This window comes from Pseudomonas sp. GL-RE-29, from assembly GCF_019947275.1.
GTDB classification, from domain to species: Bacteria; Pseudomonadota; Gammaproteobacteria; order Pseudomonadales; family Pseudomonadaceae; genus Aquipseudomonas; species Aquipseudomonas fluorescens_A.
In genome coordinates, this window is record NZ_JAGYGD010000002.1 from 14,997 (window position 1) to 32,521 (window position 17,525).

15 protein-coding genes are annotated in these 17,525 nt (G+C 60.2%); all 15 read right to left on the reverse strand.

Features of this window, described 5'->3' with window-relative positions; all coding sequences use genetic code 11:
* Positions 1-32: 32 nt before the first annotated feature.
* The 15 genes from KGB21_RS01885 to KGB21_RS01955 all read right to left on the reverse strand — a co-directional run bounded on the left by KGB21_RS01885 (position 33) and on the right by KGB21_RS01955 (position 17,501).
* On the reverse strand, positions 33-989 hold the full coding sequence (locus KGB21_RS01885; RefSeq protein ID WP_034148698.1) for a glycosyltransferase: 957 nt from the start codon (positions 987-989) through the stop codon (positions 33-35).
* A gap of 83 nt (positions 990-1,072) precedes the next feature.
* On the reverse strand, positions 1,073-2,473 hold the full coding sequence (locus tag KGB21_RS01890; RefSeq protein ID WP_223503305.1) for a PIG-L deacetylase family protein: 1,401 nt from the start codon (positions 2,471-2,473) through the stop codon (positions 1,073-1,075).
* 8 nt (positions 2,474-2,481) lie between these two features.
* Positions 2,482-3,378 (reverse strand): antimicrobial resistance protein Mig-14, encoded by an 897-nt coding sequence (locus KGB21_RS01895; protein WP_223503307.1) that lies wholly within the window; start codon positions 3,376-3,378, stop codon positions 2,482-2,484.
* Complete coding sequence (locus KGB21_RS01900; RefSeq protein ID WP_034148695.1) at positions 3,378-4,508, reverse strand: glycosyltransferase; 1,131 nt, start codon at positions 4,506-4,508, stop codon at positions 3,378-3,380. Before KGB21_RS01900 ends, KGB21_RS01895 begins: the two co-directional genes overlap by 1 nt.
* Positions 4,492-6,249: a carbamoyltransferase gene (locus tag KGB21_RS01905; protein ID WP_034148694.1), complete on the reverse strand. Its 1,758-nt coding sequence runs from the start codon at positions 6,247-6,249 to the stop codon at positions 4,492-4,494. Before KGB21_RS01905 ends, KGB21_RS01900 begins: the two co-directional genes overlap by 17 nt.
* Before the next feature lie 165 nt (positions 6,250-6,414).
* Positions 6,415-6,750: a YceK/YidQ family lipoprotein gene (locus KGB21_RS01910; protein WP_080757975.1), complete on the reverse strand. Its 336-nt coding sequence runs from the start codon at positions 6,748-6,750 to the stop codon at positions 6,415-6,417.
* Between the two features lie 234 nt (positions 6,751-6,984).
* Entirely contained in the window at positions 6,985-8,436 is a 1,452-nt protein-coding gene (locus tag KGB21_RS01915) for a lipopolysaccharide kinase InaA family protein (RefSeq protein ID WP_223503309.1), read from the reverse strand.
* Complete coding sequence (locus KGB21_RS01920) at positions 8,436-9,188, reverse strand: lipopolysaccharide kinase InaA family protein (RefSeq protein ID WP_034148691.1); 753 nt, start codon at positions 9,186-9,188, stop codon at positions 8,436-8,438. Before KGB21_RS01920 ends, KGB21_RS01915 begins: the two co-directional genes overlap by 1 nt.
* The gene (locus tag KGB21_RS01925) at positions 9,185-9,919 is read right to left on the reverse strand and encodes a lipopolysaccharide kinase InaA family protein (RefSeq protein WP_223503311.1); all 735 of its coding nucleotides are present in this window, start codon (positions 9,917-9,919) and stop codon (positions 9,185-9,187) included. Before KGB21_RS01925 ends, KGB21_RS01920 begins: the two co-directional genes overlap by 4 nt.
* Positions 9,919-10,725, reverse strand: a complete 807-nt coding sequence (gene rfaP / locus KGB21_RS01930) for a lipopolysaccharide core heptose(I) kinase RfaP (RefSeq protein WP_034148689.1) — start codon at positions 10,723-10,725, stop codon at positions 9,919-9,921. The genes KGB21_RS01925 and rfaP overlap by 1 nt, the downstream gene beginning before the upstream one ends.
* Positions 10,725-11,846: a glycosyltransferase family 4 protein gene (locus KGB21_RS01935; RefSeq protein ID WP_034148688.1), complete on the reverse strand. Its 1,122-nt coding sequence runs from the start codon at positions 11,844-11,846 to the stop codon at positions 10,725-10,727. Before KGB21_RS01935 ends, rfaP begins: the two co-directional genes overlap by 1 nt.
* A complete protein-coding gene (gene waaC, locus KGB21_RS01940) occupies positions 11,846-12,907 on the reverse strand; it encodes a lipopolysaccharide heptosyltransferase I (protein WP_223503312.1) in 1,062 nt (353 codons plus the stop codon). The genes KGB21_RS01935 and waaC overlap by 1 nt, the downstream gene beginning before the upstream one ends.
* Position 12,908: 1 nt before the next feature.
* Positions 12,909-13,943, reverse strand: a complete 1,035-nt coding sequence (gene waaF / locus KGB21_RS01945) for a lipopolysaccharide heptosyltransferase II (protein WP_223503314.1) — start codon at positions 13,941-13,943, stop codon at positions 12,909-12,911.
* Positions 13,944-14,250: 307 nt separating this feature from the next.
* On the reverse strand, positions 14,251-17,190 hold the full coding sequence (gene glnE / locus KGB21_RS01950) for a bifunctional [glutamate--ammonia ligase]-adenylyl-L-tyrosine phosphorylase/[glutamate--ammonia-ligase] adenylyltransferase (RefSeq protein WP_223503316.1): 2,940 nt from the start codon (positions 17,188-17,190) through the stop codon (positions 14,251-14,253).
* Positions 17,187-17,501 (reverse strand): hypothetical protein, encoded by a 315-nt coding sequence (locus KGB21_RS01955; RefSeq protein ID WP_223503318.1) that lies wholly within the window; start codon positions 17,499-17,501, stop codon positions 17,187-17,189. Before KGB21_RS01955 ends, glnE begins: the two co-directional genes overlap by 4 nt.
* Between the last annotated feature and the right edge of the window lie 24 nt (positions 17,502-17,525).

Sequence of the window (17,525 nt, forward strand, 5' to 3'; positions counted from 1 at the left end):
CGCCAGCAATATCAATGGCCGGCCAACGCTTGTCAAATGCCTAGTTTCAGGCGGATTTTTTCTAATAGTTTCAGAGGCGCACGAGCCCGCAATGGTGGCTCAAGCTCCTCGACGATACGCTGGCCTATGCGTGAAAAACTGAACTGGCTGACGGCCAGCTCGCGGCCATTGCGCGCGATACGCTGCGCCAGCTCCGGGTCGCCTCGCAACAACACCAGTTTTTCCTGAAGCTGCGCAATGCTCTGATAGAACACCACGTTGTGCATATCCTGCAAACCCAGCGCCTGGCTTTCCGCCGCGCCCTGGTCATAGGCCAGCAATACGCAACCGCAGGCCATGGCCTCGAAATTCTTGATCATGAACTCGCCCATGCCAACATCGGCACTGACGAAAAAGCGAATTCGGTTGAGCGTATCGCGGTACTCCTCACCGGACTTGGTGCGCGTCACCACCAGGTTTTCGACTCGCCCCAACTCGTCAAGCAGCGCCTTTCGACCGCTGTACGCGACACTGTTGGTGCTACCGACAAACGCCAGTTCGATATCCCGCTCGCGGCCCTGATCCTCCAGTTGCGTCTGGTCATAGCCCTTGGGAACGAACACCGCATCGAAACCTTCCCCGCGCAAGCGCTCGGTAACGACGAAACCGGAACTGATCACCCGCGCCCACGGCAAACGACGGTAGTGAGCGCTGAACTTTCCGGTGTACTTGCAGGGAATGTAATTCTGGTAAGCGTCGTGCTCGAGAATCACCAGGTTGGGAATCGTGCGAATGAATCCGACTTGACGGATCTCCTGCTTGAAGCGCAGGAAAAACACGATCCGGTCATAGCGCGAGACATCGACTTCACGCCGGAAATAGCGACGCAGGTTGCGCTGTTCATCACTGTTCAGCCAGCGCAAGTCACACTCACAATGCGCCGCCACGCCGTCGTACAAACGGTCAAGAATGGCTCGCTGATCTTTCTGCACCAGAAATAGAACTTTCATCGTCTTCCTTGCCGCAACGGCAAACCGAGCAACACCTGAAACCCTCTGCCTTCAAAGGCAGACGCATTCAGGTCCATGACACCTTACAAACGCCAGAACAATTCATGGCGACGCACAGCCTTGCGAAAAAATTCGTTTTCGCCATAAGGCGATCCGGAACGCCCTGCCAACAGGCGCTGTAACCCACGGCGCAAACGACGTTTGAATGGGGCTGGGGGCTGCAAGTCATGCATCATCCCCAATGCCATGGCCTTGTCACACTGCTGCGCCCGATCAAGCAAGAGGCAGTAGGGGCGGAGTGTCCGGGCCGCATCGAAAACCGGAGGAAGTGCCGTACCGTCTCCTGAGTTGCCCATTGGCCAGCGATCATTGTCGTGCAGGTGGTTGGCGTAACCCAGTAGCGTCGGTTGCCATTCCAGCCCTTTCAATGCTTCGAGTACGGCTTCTTGAGCACAAATATGATCGGGATGAGGATCGAGGGTCGGGTGTGGCAGCACGATCACTTCAGGTTGCGCCCGCAGCAGCAAGGCTCGCAGGTCCGCCAGCAGGTTGTTCCATGTCGGCGCGCCGTCGACATCTCCCGGCAGCGCAAAGGCATTCAACCGGCGAAACAGTCGGGTGTCGCTCAGATCCGCTTCCCGCGAGCCCATTGGCTGAGTCGGCGAGGCCTGCATCGCCGCCAGTTGCAAACAGAAATAACCCAGTTGCACGCAATGGGCTTCGGGTACCCCGGCCCAACGCGGCACGGCAATACTGTCCCAGGCCCGCAACCGGCCCTTCAAACGCGCCGCGTCGACCTTGCTCAGGTTCATCTGCTGATAGTGTTCGGCTTCGATCTCTCCGGCAGTGAGCGTGACGATCCAGGCCTCATCGGCCTGACTGTACAAACCGTAGGCCGCCAACTCCGCGTCATCGGCGTGCGGTGCAATCACCATCACCCGCTGACGGCGATAATCCGGATGTTCAAATGCCCACAACACAGGCTCACCAAGCAACTGGCAGAAGCGCCCGCGCAAGCGCAACTCGCCTCGTGACAACACTTGCGCCTGACCACTCAGATTGAAATACCGCAGCCCGTTCACACCCCGTTCGAAGGTCTGCCGGTCTGGATTCTCGCCACCCAATAATTCAACCACCGGATCGAAAAAGCGCCCCAACCAGGTGCTTTTTACCCGCAGCGCCAGAACAAGGGTAGCGTCATCAACCAGCATGACGCCTTCGTCCAGCCGCAAATGCTCACCGTTCAGATGGACCTTGGGCTGCGGGGTGTACGGCGGGAAGCTGTATTGGTAATCGTCTTGGGGGGAATAGAACAGGTGGTCGGCAAACCAGGCTTCGTGGGCGATCCAGCCTAGGACCGCGAGCATCAGCGGCAACCACCAGGCCACCAGCACGCCCACGACAATCAACAGCACGAGCGCGATCAACAGACCGATACGTTTATTGCGGCGATGGCGCTTGAGCAGTTGTTGTTTGCGACTCATGGGCTGACTCATACGGTGAAGACCGGCACGGGGTTGCACCAGCGATCCTTGTATTCCCGGTCAGCGCGACCAAAGGAAAAACGCAAGGGTTTGTCCAGCGCCCGGGCATGCTCCCAGGCGCTTTGGGTATTGAGAAAACTCAGCACGCTGCCAGGGCTGAATTCGCGGGTTTGCGGGTCGACCCCACCATTGATGTATTCGACGCTGATCCACTTCGGCGTCTCGACGCGGTACACCAGTTGAATCGCAATCGGCGCATCATTGAGGAAAATTACCGAGCCGATCAGCAACTCGCGCAACAACTCGATGACCTCGGCCATACGCTCGGCACCCGTGGCCGGGAAACCCCAGCGGCGCTGGAACAGGTCGCAGTAGATCGCCGCCAGTTCGGCACTGGCAAACTCGACAACCGGTCGCACCACCCCGCCCGCTTCTTCCAGCAACCGCAGTTCGCGGCGCTGGTTGTAACGAAACTTTTTCGAAAGTTCTTCAGGTGTGCGAGCCATGGCCAGTTGCTCGGCTTGCAGCTTGATACCGGTGAAACGGCTTTCATTCAGCGCCGACAGATAGCGGCCACGATGACGAAGCGGCGCCTGTGCATCATCGGCGGCTGGCAGGATGATCTCGGCATTGCCGAGGTCGAACAGGCCTTTTTTGCCGCGGCGTTTGAGCACATCTTTGGACAGTGCGAGATCGCGACCCCAGGTCGGGATCGCCGCTTTGACGTCGCCGCCTTGCTCCCAGGCCAGGTAGCGCACCGGAATGTCGGCCAGATGCGCCAGTCGCTCGACCACCAGCGGATGAGTCGCAACACTGCCGCCAAAACGTTGCCAGGCCTCGGCGTAGGTCGAGGCGTCGGTTACCGACCAGCCACGTTCGCGCCAGCCTTGAAATCGGTTGAGCATCAGCCCCTCGGTGCCAGTTCGATAACGTGTGGCAAATGCCAGAAGGCATCGCGTACCGCGCGGTCGGAGAAGCGTTCATGCAGGCGCTCGAGCATCAGCTCGGCGCATTGCTGACGTTGCTGCTCGTCCATCGCGGCCAGATGCTGCAGCCCTTGAGCCAGGTGCTCGGCATCGCCCAATGGGAACAGAATGCCAACGCCTTCGACCACTTCCTTCGCCCCGCCGCATGCGGTGGCGAGCAACGGCACGCCGGCGGCCATGGCTTCCAGTAGCACCATACCGAACGGTTCGTGATCGGAACTCAGGGCAAACACGTCGAAAGCACGGAAATAACGTCGGGCCTCGGGCACCTGACCAAGGAACAGCACGCGATCGCCGATTCCCAATTCACGGGCCTGGGCCTTGAGGTCTTGCTCAAGACGACCGCTACCCAGAATCACCAGTTGGCTGTTGGCCGGCAACCCAGGCAGCGCCGCAGCAAAACCATCCAGCAACGTCGCCTGATCCTTGTCCGGGTGCAGACGTCCGACGTTGCCGACAATCCAGGCATCCACCGACAGGCCGAGAATCTCCCGAGCCTCACTCGCCGACACCTGACTGTCCTGCAAGGCTTGCACATCGATGCGGTTATAGAGCGTGCGAATGCGTCCCGCCGGCCATTTAGGCAGGCATTGGCGCATGTCGTCGCGCACCGCATCGGACACCCCGAGCAGGCTCAGGCGCTTGCGAAAGATTTGCGCGAAGAGCTTGCGGCTGCCGCGTTTGTAATCGCCAAAGGCGTGATGTACGCCAATCACCGGCAACGAAGTGCCAAGCAAGGCGATGTAGATAGGCTTGAAACGGTGGGCGATACAGAAACTGAAGTTGCGCGAAGCGGCGATCTTGCGCAGATCGCCGATGGCGCCCAGCTTAAGGCCACGAATGGCTCTGGAGCTGTACTCCATGAACAACACTTCATCGGAAGCGCAGGCCGCAGCGACTTCGGCATCGGCAACCCCGGTCAGAAACACCGTGGTCACCCGATAGCCGGTCCCCGCGAACAGGCTGGCGTACTGCCGCGCGCAGTCCAGAAACGGCCCGTCATAGCCGTGGCAGAACTGCAGCACATGGCGTTCAGCCGAGCGTGTCATATGCGTTCGCGCCCTCTTTGACCACCAGAATGTCTTCCATGATCAGGTACTGTAGATCGGAACCGAAGAACATGTTCAGGGCATCGGTCGGCGAGCAGATCATCGGCTCGCCACGACGGTTGAGCGAAGTGTTCAGCGACACGCCGTTACCGGTCAGCACTTCCAGCGCTTTCATCATGTCGTAGTAGCGCGGGTTGTATTCACGCTTGAGCACCTGGGCCCGGGAAGTACCGTCTTCGTGGACGACTTCCGGCACGCGGGTTTTCCACTCTTCAGCCACTTCGAAGGTGAAGGTCATGAACGGCGCCGGGTGATCGATCTTGATCATCTGTGGTGCCACGGTGTCGAGCATCGACGGGCAGAAAGGCCTCCAGCGCTCGCGGAACTTGATCTGGTGGTTGATGCGATCCGCCACACCCGGCACGCTCGGGCAACCGATGATCGAACGACCACCCAGTGCACGCGGACCAAACTCCATGCGCCCCTGGAACCAGGCCACCGGATTGCCGTCGACCATGATCTTGGCGATCTGCTCCGGCATGTTGTCGAGCTTGCGCCACGTCGGCTTGTTCTCGTGACGGGCGCAGGCGGCGATCACGTCTTCGTTGCTGTACGAAGGGCCGAGGTAGACGTGTTCCATCTTCTCGACCGGTACGCCACGGGCGTGGGACACATAGGCTGCGGCGCCGACTGCGGTGCCGGCATCGCCGGACGCCGGCTGTACGAACAGCTCTTTGACGTCGTCGCGGGCGATGATTTTCTGGTTCAGCTTGACGTTCAACGCACAGCCACCGGCGTAGGCCAGTTTGCCGGTTTCCTTGAGCACGTCGCCCAGGTAGTAGTCGATCATCTGCAGCGAAATTTTTTCGAACAGCGCTTGAATGCTGGCAGCGTAGTGGATGTACGGCTCGTCGGCGATGTCGCCTTCGCGCTTCGGACCCAGCCACTCGATCAGCTTCGGCGAGAAGTAGTAACCCTTGCCCTTCTCTTTGTAGCGACGCAGGCCGATGACGTTGGCGTAGTCGGTGTTGATCACCAGTTCGCCGTTTTCAAACGAAGCCAGGCGCGAGAAATCATATTTGCTGGCGTCGCCGTACGGCGCCATGCCCATGACCTTGAACTCACCGTCGAGCATATCGAAACCGAGGAACTCGGTGATCGCGCCGTAGAGGCCGCCGAGGGAGTCGGGATCGAAGAATTCCTTGATCTTGTGAATCTTGCCGTTTTCGCCATAACCGAAGAAGGTCGTGGCGTACTCACCCTTGCCGTCGATCCCGAGGATCGCGGTTTTCTCTTTGAAACCGGAGCAGTGGTAGGCACTGGAGGCGTGAGCCAGGTGGTGTTCGACCGGCTCGATCTTGATCTTCTTCGGATCGAAACCCAGTTGCTCCAGGCACCAGACAATCTTGTTGCGATAGCGCTTGTAGCGACGGTTGCCCATCAGGATCGCGTCGAGTGCGCGGTCCGGGGCGTACCAGTAACGCTTGGCGTACTGCCAGCGGGCCTTGCCGAACAGGCTGATCGGTGCGAATGGAATCGCGACCACATCAACGTCGGAGGGCTTGATACCGGCCTGCTCGAGGCAGAACTTCGCCGATTCGTAGGGCATGCGGTTCTTTGCATGTTTATCGCGTACGAAGCGCTCTTCTTCCGCCGCCGCGACCAGCTTGCCGTCGATATACAGGGCTGCGGAAGGATCATGGCTAAGGGCGCCGGACAGGCCAAGAATCGTCAATGCCACAGGGGTCTAGCCTCTTTAGTCTGCATGCAGGCGCAATGCGCCTCGAAAATTAATGTGCCCTCGCAAGGGGCGAGAGACAGCTAAAGGGCGGGATTATAGCTTAAAAGCAGCTTCAAGCCTCTAGCTGCAAGCGGCAAGAGAAAGCAGTGGTGACGTTGGCATGGGTTATCCGCGCGCGGGCCGCCAGTAAATGCGGATATTGCCATCCACACCCTGCCGGTAAATTGTATAGGGCAAGACCGCGGTATCCAGCGCACCAGACAAGGCCAGATCCAGCAAAACGAGTGGGACGAGCATACCCGTGGGATCGGGCGGTGCATTCAATACGCAAAAATCGTAGGCCAGGCCGCTATAGACCCGAGGGATGGACTGACAATAGGTTTTTTGTCTTCGAAGCCCCTGGGCCGCGTCGGCATCGTCCTGCAAGACCGTCACGGCGGTCCCGCATCCCGTCAAAGCCAGTGAGATAACGCCTGATGCGACTGCCGTCTTGATCGTCAATGTTTGCCCTCCGAGTACGTCAGGCAAACTAGCATCGTGATCATTCAAGCCACAGTTCATGGCTTCCCAAGATTGCGTAGGACGGCTCTTAAGAAACTGTCCCTAATCTTCGCTGGCAGTTCGGGCCTCATCGCGGGCAAGCCCGCTCCCACAGGTTTTGTGGTTGCCAGAGATCGCAGGCATTCTCGGACACAGTGGGAGCGGGCTTGCCCGCGACAGGACCGAAGGTCCGATTCAGGCAGCGCTGGAAATGTCTTTAGGCAAACGCTGATCAATGACCTGATACAGCGCACTACTCTCCGGCCAATTACGCATGAATCGCGCCCGATCCCGCGCATACGCCGGGGCAAAGCTGCCGAGCGAACCGTGCTGACACATCGAATCCAGATCGATCAGCGCCCAGCGATCTTCCTGCCAGAACAGGTTGTGGCCCTTGAAGTCGCCGTGGCTGATGCGCTCTCGTATCAATTCGGCGAACAGGTGATCCAGCGCCAACAGCTCGGCCTCCGGAGCGTCGCCGCTTTCAATATACGGCGCAAAGCGCTCGATGATATCCGGCCCCGGCAGATGCTCGGTGATCAGGTAGGCCCGGCTGCGCAGCCAGAAAAAACGCTTCTCCAACAATGCCAGCGGCTTGGGCGTGGCGATGCCGAGGAACGCCAGCCGATTGCCTTCGCGCCAGGAATGCCAGGCACGGCTCGGGCGCCAGAAGCGCTTGAGCCAGTGGGCGAAACCCTTGATGTTGTAGCGTTTGATCACCAGCGTGCGGCCGTCCACCTCGACCTTGCCAACGCTCGCCGCGCCGCCGGTCTTGTACAGGTGCCCCTGATCTAGCAAGGCATCGGCCTGAGCCAATACCGGCAGCATCGCTGCTTCTTCCTCGCGACGGATCGCGCGCAAACCGAACGCGCCGCGCTGGACGCTGAACAGCGTGCACTCGCGACCCACTTTGATCAGATAGTCCCTGAGACGCCAGCTACGAACCTTGTCGATCTGCTTCTGCAAGGCTTCCATCGGCAAGGCGTGCTCGCCGTTGCTGAGCAGGTAATACACCAGCAACTCTTCAATGAAGGGCTCTATCGACTTCGGCAACTGGGCAAAAAACACCCCGAGGTTTTCCAGGACTTTCTGCAGTGACAGTGGCTGGCCAGGGGTTTCGCTGCGAATCCCGGCACCGTCGATCAAATACAGACGACCACGCTGGCGCAACAAGTTGTCCAGGTGCAGGTCCTCCTGCCACAGCCCTTTGCGGTGCATTTGACCGATGGCACCTAACGCCTCAGCCAATACCGCTCCCTGCCCGTCGGACAACACCGGTAAATTTTCGACCTGCTTCCAGGTATCACCCAGACTTTGCGCGCCCTCCAGAAACTCGAACAGCAGCCAGCCACCCTCGCCTTCCTTCAGGCCATCGGCCAACAGCTGCGGCGTGGTCAGGCCTTGAGCGGCGAGCAAGCGCACGCCATCCAGCTCACGCTGAAAATGCCGAGCGGCCTTGCTGCCAACCAGCAACTTGGCCAGCACCGGACGGCCGCGCCAGACACCGGCTCCGACATAGCGCTGCCCCGGCAACACCCGCAACAGGCTCAACAACTGCAATTCGGCGGGGCCGGCGGCATCGGCCAGGGAAAGACTCAACGGCAGGCTCGGTGTACGGCCGGCGTTTTTCAGTTCAGACAAACGCATCAGCGCTTCTCCTTATGGCCGCGGCGCGCGGTCAGTCGCTGCAGCCAGTTGTCGATCAACGAACTGTCCTGCGCCTGATCCAGATAAGCAGCCAACAAAATACGCAACTGCGCTTCGCTCCACTCCGGCGCTCGACGCAGCAATGGCTCCAGATCCTTCACCCGATCGCGCTGGCCAAGCAGCAATGGCCGGGTCTTTTCCAGGTCGATCAACTGGGCCTGGTAGCCGTCACCGCTGGCCTGGAGAAAAATGTGCTTGGGGTAAAAACAGCCGTGAACCTGACGCTTGCCGTGCAGACACTGCGCCAGTTGCCCGCAGGCCTGGAGAATGGCCGTGTGCTGCGTTTCGCTCAGGTCCGACCAGCGCTGCAACAACGAATCGAGGTCATCCCAACCGTCCAGGGCGCGAGTCAGCAGAATCGCGCGGACTTCACCTTTGACTTTGCGCTCACCGAAGAACACCGCTTTCAGCGCCGGGATGCCAAGCTTTTCATAGCGGCTGATGTTGCGAAACTCACGGGCAAAACTCGGCTCGCCGAAAGGCGCATGCAAGGTGTGCATCTGGTAGTTGCTCTGGCGCTTGAGGTAGTAGCCATGACCTTCCAGATCCAGTCGAAACACACTGCTCCAGCCACCGCGAACGGAGTTGGGCTCGTCCACCGCATCAAGCTCCCGGGCCCAGAGCGCATCGAAAGTGCCGAGGCCGTGGCGCTCAAGCAGCGCACGGTCTTCAGCGGCCAGGAAATCAGTCATTCGCGTCCCTCGAAAAATCTCACCACATGCCGGATCCGTTTTTTATCCGCGGCGTTGAGCCGGGTCCGTTGGCGGTATTGCAGGTAAAAGCGCAGGCGCTGGGTGGCCGACAAGTGATACTTGGCCACTTTATCGAGGCACGCCAGGTCTTTGGTGATGCGATATTTGAGCCAGAAACCACGCCAGAAATCACCGTTGGGGCAATCGATCAGAAAAAGTCGGGCCTGATCGTCGATCAGCAGGTTGCGCCACTTCAAATCATTATGGGTAAAACGATGGTCGTGCATGGTGCGGGTGTAGCCGGCCAATTGGCGACTGACGGTGTCAACCCAGGCGCGGTCCGCGAGCTTGGAGTCATGCCGGTCGGCCAATGCGGACAAGTCTTCGGTGTGCGGCAATTCGCGAGTGATCATCGCCCCGCGATCATACGCAGCGCCGCGTCGCTCCAGGCCCCAGGCGATGACTTCGGCGGTGGGAATGCCCCATTTGGCGAAGCGCTTGAGGTTTTGCCATTCCATTTTCACCCGAGGCTTGCCCAGGTAGCGACGCAAGCCTTTGCCCGCGCCCACATAGCGTTTCACGTAATAATTGACGCCATTGCGCTTCACGCGAATGACTTCGGACAGCGGATCCCGGGTCAGACGTTCGCCTTGAAGTGCAAACACCGCCTCAAGACTGCCGAAGTCTTCGGCCAGATCACGGTAAGCAGGCTCCAGATTCCAACCCGCCATCAGAGCGCGTCCCCGTATCGCTGTTTACGGTCGTAGAGTTTGTTGGCCTTGCCTTCAAGCCAGCTCAGCAGTGCCGCTTCCTCAGCCAGGATCTGGCGCAGCGGTTGCTGGAAGTAACCTTTGAGGAAACGCATTTTGTCGCGCTGGGTGAGGCCGATATCCAGGGCCGAAAAGTACAGCGCCGCCAGATCCTTGTTGCGCCAGCGCTGGGTAATCGCCGGACGGGTCTGGGCGCGGTGCAGGTCGATTACCGAGAGCTTGAAGTCTTCTGCGGTCACCGGTTTATCGGTATGCAGCAGGAAGTGGCAGATATAGCAGTCACGGTGGTTGACCCCGGCGCGGTGCATCATGCCGGTCATGCGCGCGACCTCGGCGATCAGCGCGCGCTTGAGTTTTGGCTCGGGCGGCTGTTTGACCCAATCGATGCTGAAATCTTCAAGACTGATGGTTGGCGCCAGTTCTTCAGTGACGATAAACGAATGCTGGTCGGCCGGGTTGCTGCCCTTTTCGCCGTAAGCGACGGCGGTCATGGTCGGCACACCGACTTCCTGCAAGCGCTGGATCGCCTTCCACTCCTGGCCCGCGCCGAGTACCGGCAGCTTGGCGGTGAGCAGGTTCTTGAAGATCTCGCCCCAGCCGATGCCACGGTGGATCTTCACGAAAAACCCGTTGCCGTTCACTTCAGTGCGCAGGGTGCGGCGAGCTTCAAGTTCGCGGTACACCTCGCCCTGCAAGCTCTCGACTTCGGCGAACGGGTCACGTCCGGCCCAGAGGCTCTTGAACGGTTCAGCCAGCATCAACTTCATTAAGCGTGCTCCGCCAGAATCACATCGGCCGCGTGCTGCGGCATGCTATAGAGGTCGGCCGTCTCGGCAAAGGCCACACCGTTGCGGCTCCAGGCCGCCCGCGCTTGAGCGTCGCTCAACATGCCGGTCAGGTACTGCGTCAGTTGCGCCTGATCGAACGGTTCGTCCAACACCAGACCAGCGTCGGCCTCGGCAATGTAATGGGCGTAACCGCACACCGCGCTCACCAGCACCGGCAACCCGGCTACCAGCGCTTCGAGCAACACGGTGCCGGTGTTTTCGTTGTACGCCGGGTGGATCAACAGATCGGCGCCCAGCAGGAAGCGCGGGATATCGCTGCGACCCTTGAGGAACGTCACGTTGTCGCCGAGCCCCAGCGTGGCGCTCTGCATCTGGAATAACTTGGGGTCATCCTGGCCAATTACAAACAGCCGGGTACGCTTCTTCAGATCAGCGGGCAGCGCGGCCAATGCCTTGAGGCTGCGATCCACACCCTTGGTCTTGAACCCGGAGCCGATCTGCACCAGCAGCAAGTCGTCATCCTTGAGATTGAATTCGGCGCGAAACCCGGCACGAATTTCATCGGCATCCGCCGGGCGGCGACGATCCTGGGCGATGCCCGGCGGCAGCAAGTGGAAGCGCTCCAGCGGCGTGTCGTAATGCTTGATAAATAGCGGTTGCTGGACTTCGGAAATCATCAGCACTTCGGTCTTGGCGTCCTTGGCGAACACCGCGCGCTCGTACTCGGCGAAGTGGCGATAGCGGCCCCAGCGACGGTACAGCGAATTGCGCAGATTCTGCGCCTTGTCTTCGAAGCAGCCGTCGGCGGCGTAGTAGACGTCCAGGCCTGGCATTTTGTTGAAGCCGATCAGGCGATCCACCGGACGCTTGGCCAGGTCCGCTTCCATCCATGCGCTGAGCTTTTCGTTACGACGGTGGTTGAAGAACGCCTTGACCGGCGCCACCAGCACTTCGAAACCGGGTGGCACGTCACCCTCCCAAATCAGCGTGTAGACGCGAATCTGATGGCCACGTTTTTGGCACTCCAGGGCAATGCGCATGAAATCGCGCTGCAAGCCGCCAAAGGGAAAATACTTGTACAGGACAAATGCCAATTGCATCAGCGCAGCTCCTCAGCCAGTAACAACGTGCTCAGTCGGCTCGCGACACGCTCGGGATTCAGACGCGTGAAGCACAGTGGCCACTCGCGTTTCAGGTCGAACCGGCGGGCATCTTCGGCCGTCGGTTGATAGGTGCATTTCTTTTGCATACAGGGCGCGCAAGGGAAGTCGCTGGCCAGGTGAATCTGCGACTTGCCGTAAGCGCCGGTCAGGCCCGGGTTGGTCGGGCCGAACAACGACAAGGTCGGCACGTCCAGCGCGGCAGCCAAGTGACCGAGGCCGGTGTCCACCGCCACGCAGGCTTGCGCGCCGGCCAGCACTTTACCGACGCCGGCCAGGTTCAGCTTGGGCAACACTTCGACATGCTTCATGTCTTTGGCGATGCGCTCGGCGCGTGCCTTCTCGATCGGGTTGCCCCACGGCAGTTTCACCCCGACACCGAGGTAACCGACCCGCTCGGCCAGCTCGCGCCAGTAGGTTTCCGGCCAGTGCTTGGTGTCCCACGTGGTGCCATGCAGGAACAGCACGTAAGGATTCTTGCGCGGCAATTCCACCAGACGCTCGACGCTCAGACCGTAATCGCCCAGGCCTTTGGGCAGGTCATAACCCAAGGCCACGGCAAACAGCTGACGCACTCGCTCTACCGCGTGCTGCCCACGGGCCACGGCCAAACGGCGGGAATAGAAACGTGCGGCAATCGGCTCGCGCGCGGAGTCCTTGTCGAGCCCGGCGACCGGGGCTTTGACATAGCGGGTGAGCAAGGCGCTTTTCAGCAGGCCCTGGGCATCGATGACCAAATCGTATTTCGTGGCGCGAATGCTTTGCTTGAAGCGCTTCCACTCACCGCTCTTGATCGTCTGCCAGATGTTCTTGCGCCAGCGACGGATCGCCACCGGAATCACCTTGCCCACGGCCGGGTGCCAGGTCGGAATTTCGGCGAAGCCCTCTTCCACCACCCAGTCGAATTTGATGCCGGGAATCGCCCGCGCCGCGTCGGTCAGCGCCGGCAACGCGTGAATCACGTCGCCCAGCGATGAAGTCTTGATCAGCAGTACCCGCAAACTATTTGACCTCGACCACAGTGCCCTGCAAACGCTGCAAGGCTTCGTTCACCGCTTGCGGCATGAGCTGGCGCAGGCAGTTGTAATGGCCGAAACGGCAGGTGCGGTCGAAGCATGGGCTGCATTCGATGCCCAGGCGCACGATCTCGACATGCTCGGCCAGCGGCGGCGTGAAACCCGGCGACGTCGAACCGTAGACCGCCACCAGCGGGCGATTCAGCGCGGCGGCGACGTGCATCAGGCCGGAGTCGTTGGAGACCACCGAATCGGCGCAGGACAACAGGTCGATCGCTTCGGCCAGCGAAGTACCGCCACTGAGGTTTACCGATTCCTCACGCAAACCGGGAATCAACCGCGAACGGATGTCTTCGCCCACGGCGTGATCGTTTTTCGAACCGAACAGCCAGACTTGCCAGCCCTCGCGAATCTTCGCTTCGGCGACTTTCGCGTAGTGCTCGGATGGCCAGCGTTTGGACTCGCCAAACTCGGCGCCGGGGCACAGCGCAAGCACCGGACGATCGAGGGTCAGGCCAAACTTGGCCAGCGCTGCCTCGCGGGTGACCGGGTCGATTTGCAGGCTTGGGCGCGGGTACGGCGTCGGCAGTTCAAAACCGGGCTCGTAGGCCAAAGCCATGAAGCGCTCAATCATCAACGGATAACGTTCTTTATCCAGCGTGCGCACGTCATTGAGCAGGCCGTAACGGAACTCGCCGCGCCAGCCGGTGCGCTTGGGAATGCCGGCAAAAAACGGCACCAAGGCTGACTTCAGGGAATTGGGCAGCAGGATCGCCTGGCTGTATTGGCCGGCCAGGGATTTGCCGATGCGCCGACGCGTCGCCAGCTCCAGCGCGCCGTGACCGAGCGGGAAGCTCAAGGCCTGGCGAACTTCGGGCATGCGCTCAAGAATCGGCCGGCTCCACTCGGGGGCCAGCACGTCGATTTCGCATTGCGGGTGGCGTTGTTTGAGACACTGAAACAGTGTCTGCGCCATCACCATGTCACCGACCCAACTGGGCCCAACGATCAGAATTTTCATGTAGTTTCCAAAAACGAACCGGGGAGGCTTATGCCTCCCCGCCTCGAGAATCCATCACCTGCGGGTTGAACCATCAGGTCATTTTGGACGAACCGGTTGGGGCTCGTCGGATCAATTTAATACACATTCATGTCAGTCAGCATAAACCCCTGTGGCGAGGGAGCTTGCTCCCGCTGGGCTGCGAAGCAACCCAAAACCCGCCACCGCACTCTCATCTGACAGACCGCAAAAGCTGATTGGGGAGCGCTTCGCACTCCAGCGGGAGCAAGCTCCCTCGCCACAACAGCCCGCCACACTTCAAGTCAGCTCAGCTTAGCCCCAGCTCACGCCAGATCCGCATGACCTGTCGCCGTTCGTCCGCGAACTGGTCGCCCGTGATTACCCCCGCATCTTTCTGCAAGGCCTGCCGGTGGGCGGCGGAGCGGTAAGCTTTATAGGCTTCACGCAACAGGCTGGCGTCCTCGACGGGCATCAACCCTGCCTTCTCCAGCTCTTCCAGAATGCGGATATTGTCCGTCCAGCGCAGCAGTGGCGGGTGCGTTTGCGACCACGCCAGGGCCGCGTATTGCACCATAAATTCAATATCGACGATACCACCGGCGTCCTGCTTGAGATCGAATGGCGCCGTGGCCTCGAAGGCATTTGCCCCGGTGCCGGCCGCGGTGCTCTTGGTGCCGAGGTTCTCGCGCATCTTGGCGCGCATCTCGCTGACCTCCTGGCGCAGGGTCGGCAAATCACGCGCCTTGCCCAGGATAGAAGCGCGAACCTGCTCGAACGCCTGGCCGACATCCGTGCTGCCCACCAGTACTCGCGCACGCACCAATGCCTGATGCTCCCAGGTCCAGGCTTCGTTCTCTTGATAGCGGGCAAATGCCCCCAGCGAACTCACCAGCAACCCCGACGCACCGGACGGTCGCAGGCGCATGTCCACTTCATAGAGCTGACCGGAGTTGGTCTGCGCCGTGAGCAAGTGAATGATCCGCTGCCCGAGTCGGGTGAAAAATTGCGCACCATCGATAGGTTTCGGCCCGTCGGTTTCCGCCTGCGGATCGCCGTCGTGGATGAACACCAGATCCAGGTCCGAACCATGCCCGAGTTCCAGACCGCCGACTTTCCCATAACCGACAATGATGAAGCCGGGATCGCACAGCGTGCCGTCAGTGCGCAACGGCGTGCCGTACTTGGCCACGGTCTGGCGCCAGGCCAGGGCCAGAACTTGCTCCAGAATCGCTTCGGCAAGCCAGGTCAGGTAATCGCTGACTTTCATCAGCGGCAGGCTGCCGGCGATTTCCGAAGCCGCGACGCGCAAACGGTGCGCCAGTTTGAAATGGCGCAGGGCTTCCATTTGCTGTTCGAGATCATCCTCGGGAATCCGCGTCAGGCGCTCGCGCAATTCGGCGGCCAGTTCCGGCGCCAGGGGCGGCTTGAACAGTCGACCTTCATTGAGCAGTTCGTCGAGCAGCAACGGGAAACGGGTGATTTGCTCGGCGATCCACGGGCTCGCCGCGCACAACGTCAGCAAGCGCCGCAGCGCGCCGGGGTTTTCGGTCAGCAACACCAGATACGCAGAACGGCGCGCCACGGCCTCAACCAGCGGCAGTACTCGTTCCAGCACCAGATCCGGATTGGCGTGCTCCACAGCCTGAGCCAGCAAACGTGGAATAAAGGCATCAAGACGCTCGCGCCCCAGACGTTGCATGGCGCGCAATTGCGGACTACCGCGCAGACCGGCCAAGGCTTTAAGGGCCTTGGTGGCATCGCTGAAACCGCCTTCCTGCAACTGCCGGCAAGCCGCCTCTTCATCCTGAGCCTCTTCCCACAGCGGCAGCCATTCACCGCCGACCACCACTTCGCTTTCGGCACCTTGCTCCTCGTCGGGATCGGCGATCACCTGAGCGAAGTGCCAGGCCACGCGGCCACGCCAGTACATCAGACGCTCATGGAAAGCAGCCCAATCGTCGAAGCCCAGCATAAAGGCAATGCGCGCCTGATCCTGTGCGCCATCCGGCAGCATCTGGGTCTGGCGGTCGGCAATCGCCTGGATCGCATGTTCGGTGTAGCGCAGGAATTCGTAACCTTCACGCAGTTCGCTGATCACCGCTGGTGGCAGGTAACCCTGACCTTCCAGCGTGCTCAGTACTTTCAATAACGGACGTTGTTGCAGGCTGAGGTCGCGACCGCCGTGAATCAGCTGGAACGCCTGGGCAATAAACTCTACTTCGCGGATGCCGCCGGAGCCGAGCTTGATGTTGTCGGCCATGCCCTTGCGCCGGACTTCCTGCTGAATCAGCTGCTTCATGGTGCGCAGCGCTTCGATGGCAGAAAAATCCAGGTAACGCCGGTAAACGAACGGACGCAGCATCTCTTGCAATTGCGCGCCAGCGACCTGATCGCCGGCCACCACCCGCGACTTGATCATCGCGTAGCGTTCCCAGTCGCGACCCTGATCCTGGTAATACTGCTCCAGCGCGTTGAAGCTCAAGACCAACGCGCCCGACGATCCATAGGGCCGCAGGCGCATGTCGACGCGGAACACAAAACCGTCGACGGTCATCGGGTCCAGCGCCTTGATCAAACGCTGGCCAAGACGAATGAAGAATTCCTGGTTATCCAGCGAGCGTTTAACGCCGACGGTTTCGCCGCCCTCGGGGTAGGCGAAAATCAGGTCGATGTCCGACGACAGATTCAGCTCAACGGCACCGAGCTTGCCCATGCCAAGCACAACCATCTGCTGCGGCTCGCCGCTGCGGCGGCCGGTCGGCACGCCGAACTGCTGGCAATGCCGCGCGTACAACCATTGATAGGCCTGATCGATGCTGGCATCGGCCATGTCCGAAAGGTCGCGGCAGGTTTGAACAAGATCGGCCTGGCGGGTCAGGTCGCGCCAGATGATCCGCACTTGGTGGCGAGCGCGTTGGCGGCGCAACGCTCGCCCGAGTTGATCATCGGTTTCGGCCACATTCGAGGCTGCCGCAATCTGCGCGCACAACTCGCCGGGCGCGAAGCTGCGGTCCAGTTCGCCGGACTGCACCAGTTCCAGCAGCATCAGCGGATCACGCACGGATTGTTCGGTTACAAAGTCGCTGGCCGCCGTGACGCGGGCAAATTGTGCCCAGCGTTCAGGCGTCCATGCGGGCAGTCCATGGTCGTCATCCAATGCCTCGACGGCGGTACGGAACGACTGCTCGGCGCGGGTGACAAACGGCAGGAGAATGGCGGGCAGTTCAACAAGCGAAGGGAGGCTCATGGTCTATCCTTGATCGGCGTATAGAAGGCGGCATGTAGTGATTTTGCAAAACTCACTACCTGATCGACTGTCGAACAAAGGTTAGAAATAGCTGAAAATTCTTTTTTATTGGCAGGCCGCATCAAGCTTTCACCTTTCTCGGTTGGAAAAATTCCAACCTTAACGATTATTCTCACAACGTAGTCGGAGGCCACAAGCCGCTCATCTGTAGTTTTACTACTCGTATATACATTCGGATAGCTGAAATGCCCGAAGATTTGTAGTAAAACTACACGCCGCCGGAACAACCTATCGGCAATCCAAGAATTCATAACGTCTGCCCACAAGGCCAGTCG

Bases quoted from the DNA above. Each gene is read 5' to 3' on its own strand.
- KGB21_RS01885 (WP_034148698.1), bottom strand. From the start codon at position 989: ATGAAAGTTCTATTTCTGGTGCAGAAAGATCAGCGAGCCATTCTTGAC.
- KGB21_RS01890 (WP_223503305.1), bottom strand. From the start codon at position 2,473: ATGAGTCGCAAACAACAACTGCTCAAGCGCCATCGCCGCAATAAACGT.
- KGB21_RS01895 (WP_223503307.1), bottom strand. From the start codon at position 3,378: ATGCTCAACCGATTTCAAGGCTGGCGCGAACGTGGCTGGTCGGTAACC.
- KGB21_RS01900 (WP_034148695.1), bottom strand. From the start codon at position 4,508: ATGACACGCTCGGCTGAACGCCATGTGCTGCAGTTCTGCCACGGCTAT.
- KGB21_RS01915 (WP_223503309.1), bottom strand. From the start codon at position 8,436: ATGCGTTTGTCTGAACTGAAAAACGCCGGCCGTACACCGAGCCTGCCG.
- KGB21_RS01920 (WP_034148691.1), bottom strand. From the start codon at position 9,188: ATGACTGATTTCCTGGCCGCTGAAGACCGTGCGCTGCTTGAGCGCCAC.
- KGB21_RS01925 (WP_223503311.1), bottom strand. From the start codon at position 9,919: ATGGCGGGTTGGAATCTGGAGCCTGCTTACCGTGATCTGGCCGAAGAC.
- rfaP (WP_034148689.1), bottom strand. From the start codon at position 10,725: ATGAAGTTGATGCTGGCTGAACCGTTCAAGAGCCTCTGGGCCGGACGT.
- KGB21_RS01935 (WP_034148688.1), bottom strand. From the start codon at position 11,846: ATGCAATTGGCATTTGTCCTGTACAAGTATTTTCCCTTTGGCGGCTTG.
- waaF (WP_223503314.1), bottom strand. From the start codon at position 13,943: ATGAAAATTCTGATCGTTGGGCCCAGTTGGGTCGGTGACATGGTGATG.
- glnE (WP_223503316.1), bottom strand. From the start codon at position 17,190: ATGAGCCTCCCTTCGCTTGTTGAACTGCCCGCCATTCTCCTGCCGTTT.
- KGB21_RS01955 (WP_223503318.1), bottom strand. From the start codon at position 17,501: ATGAATTCTTGGATTGCCGATAGGTTGTTCCGGCGGCGTGTAGTTTTA.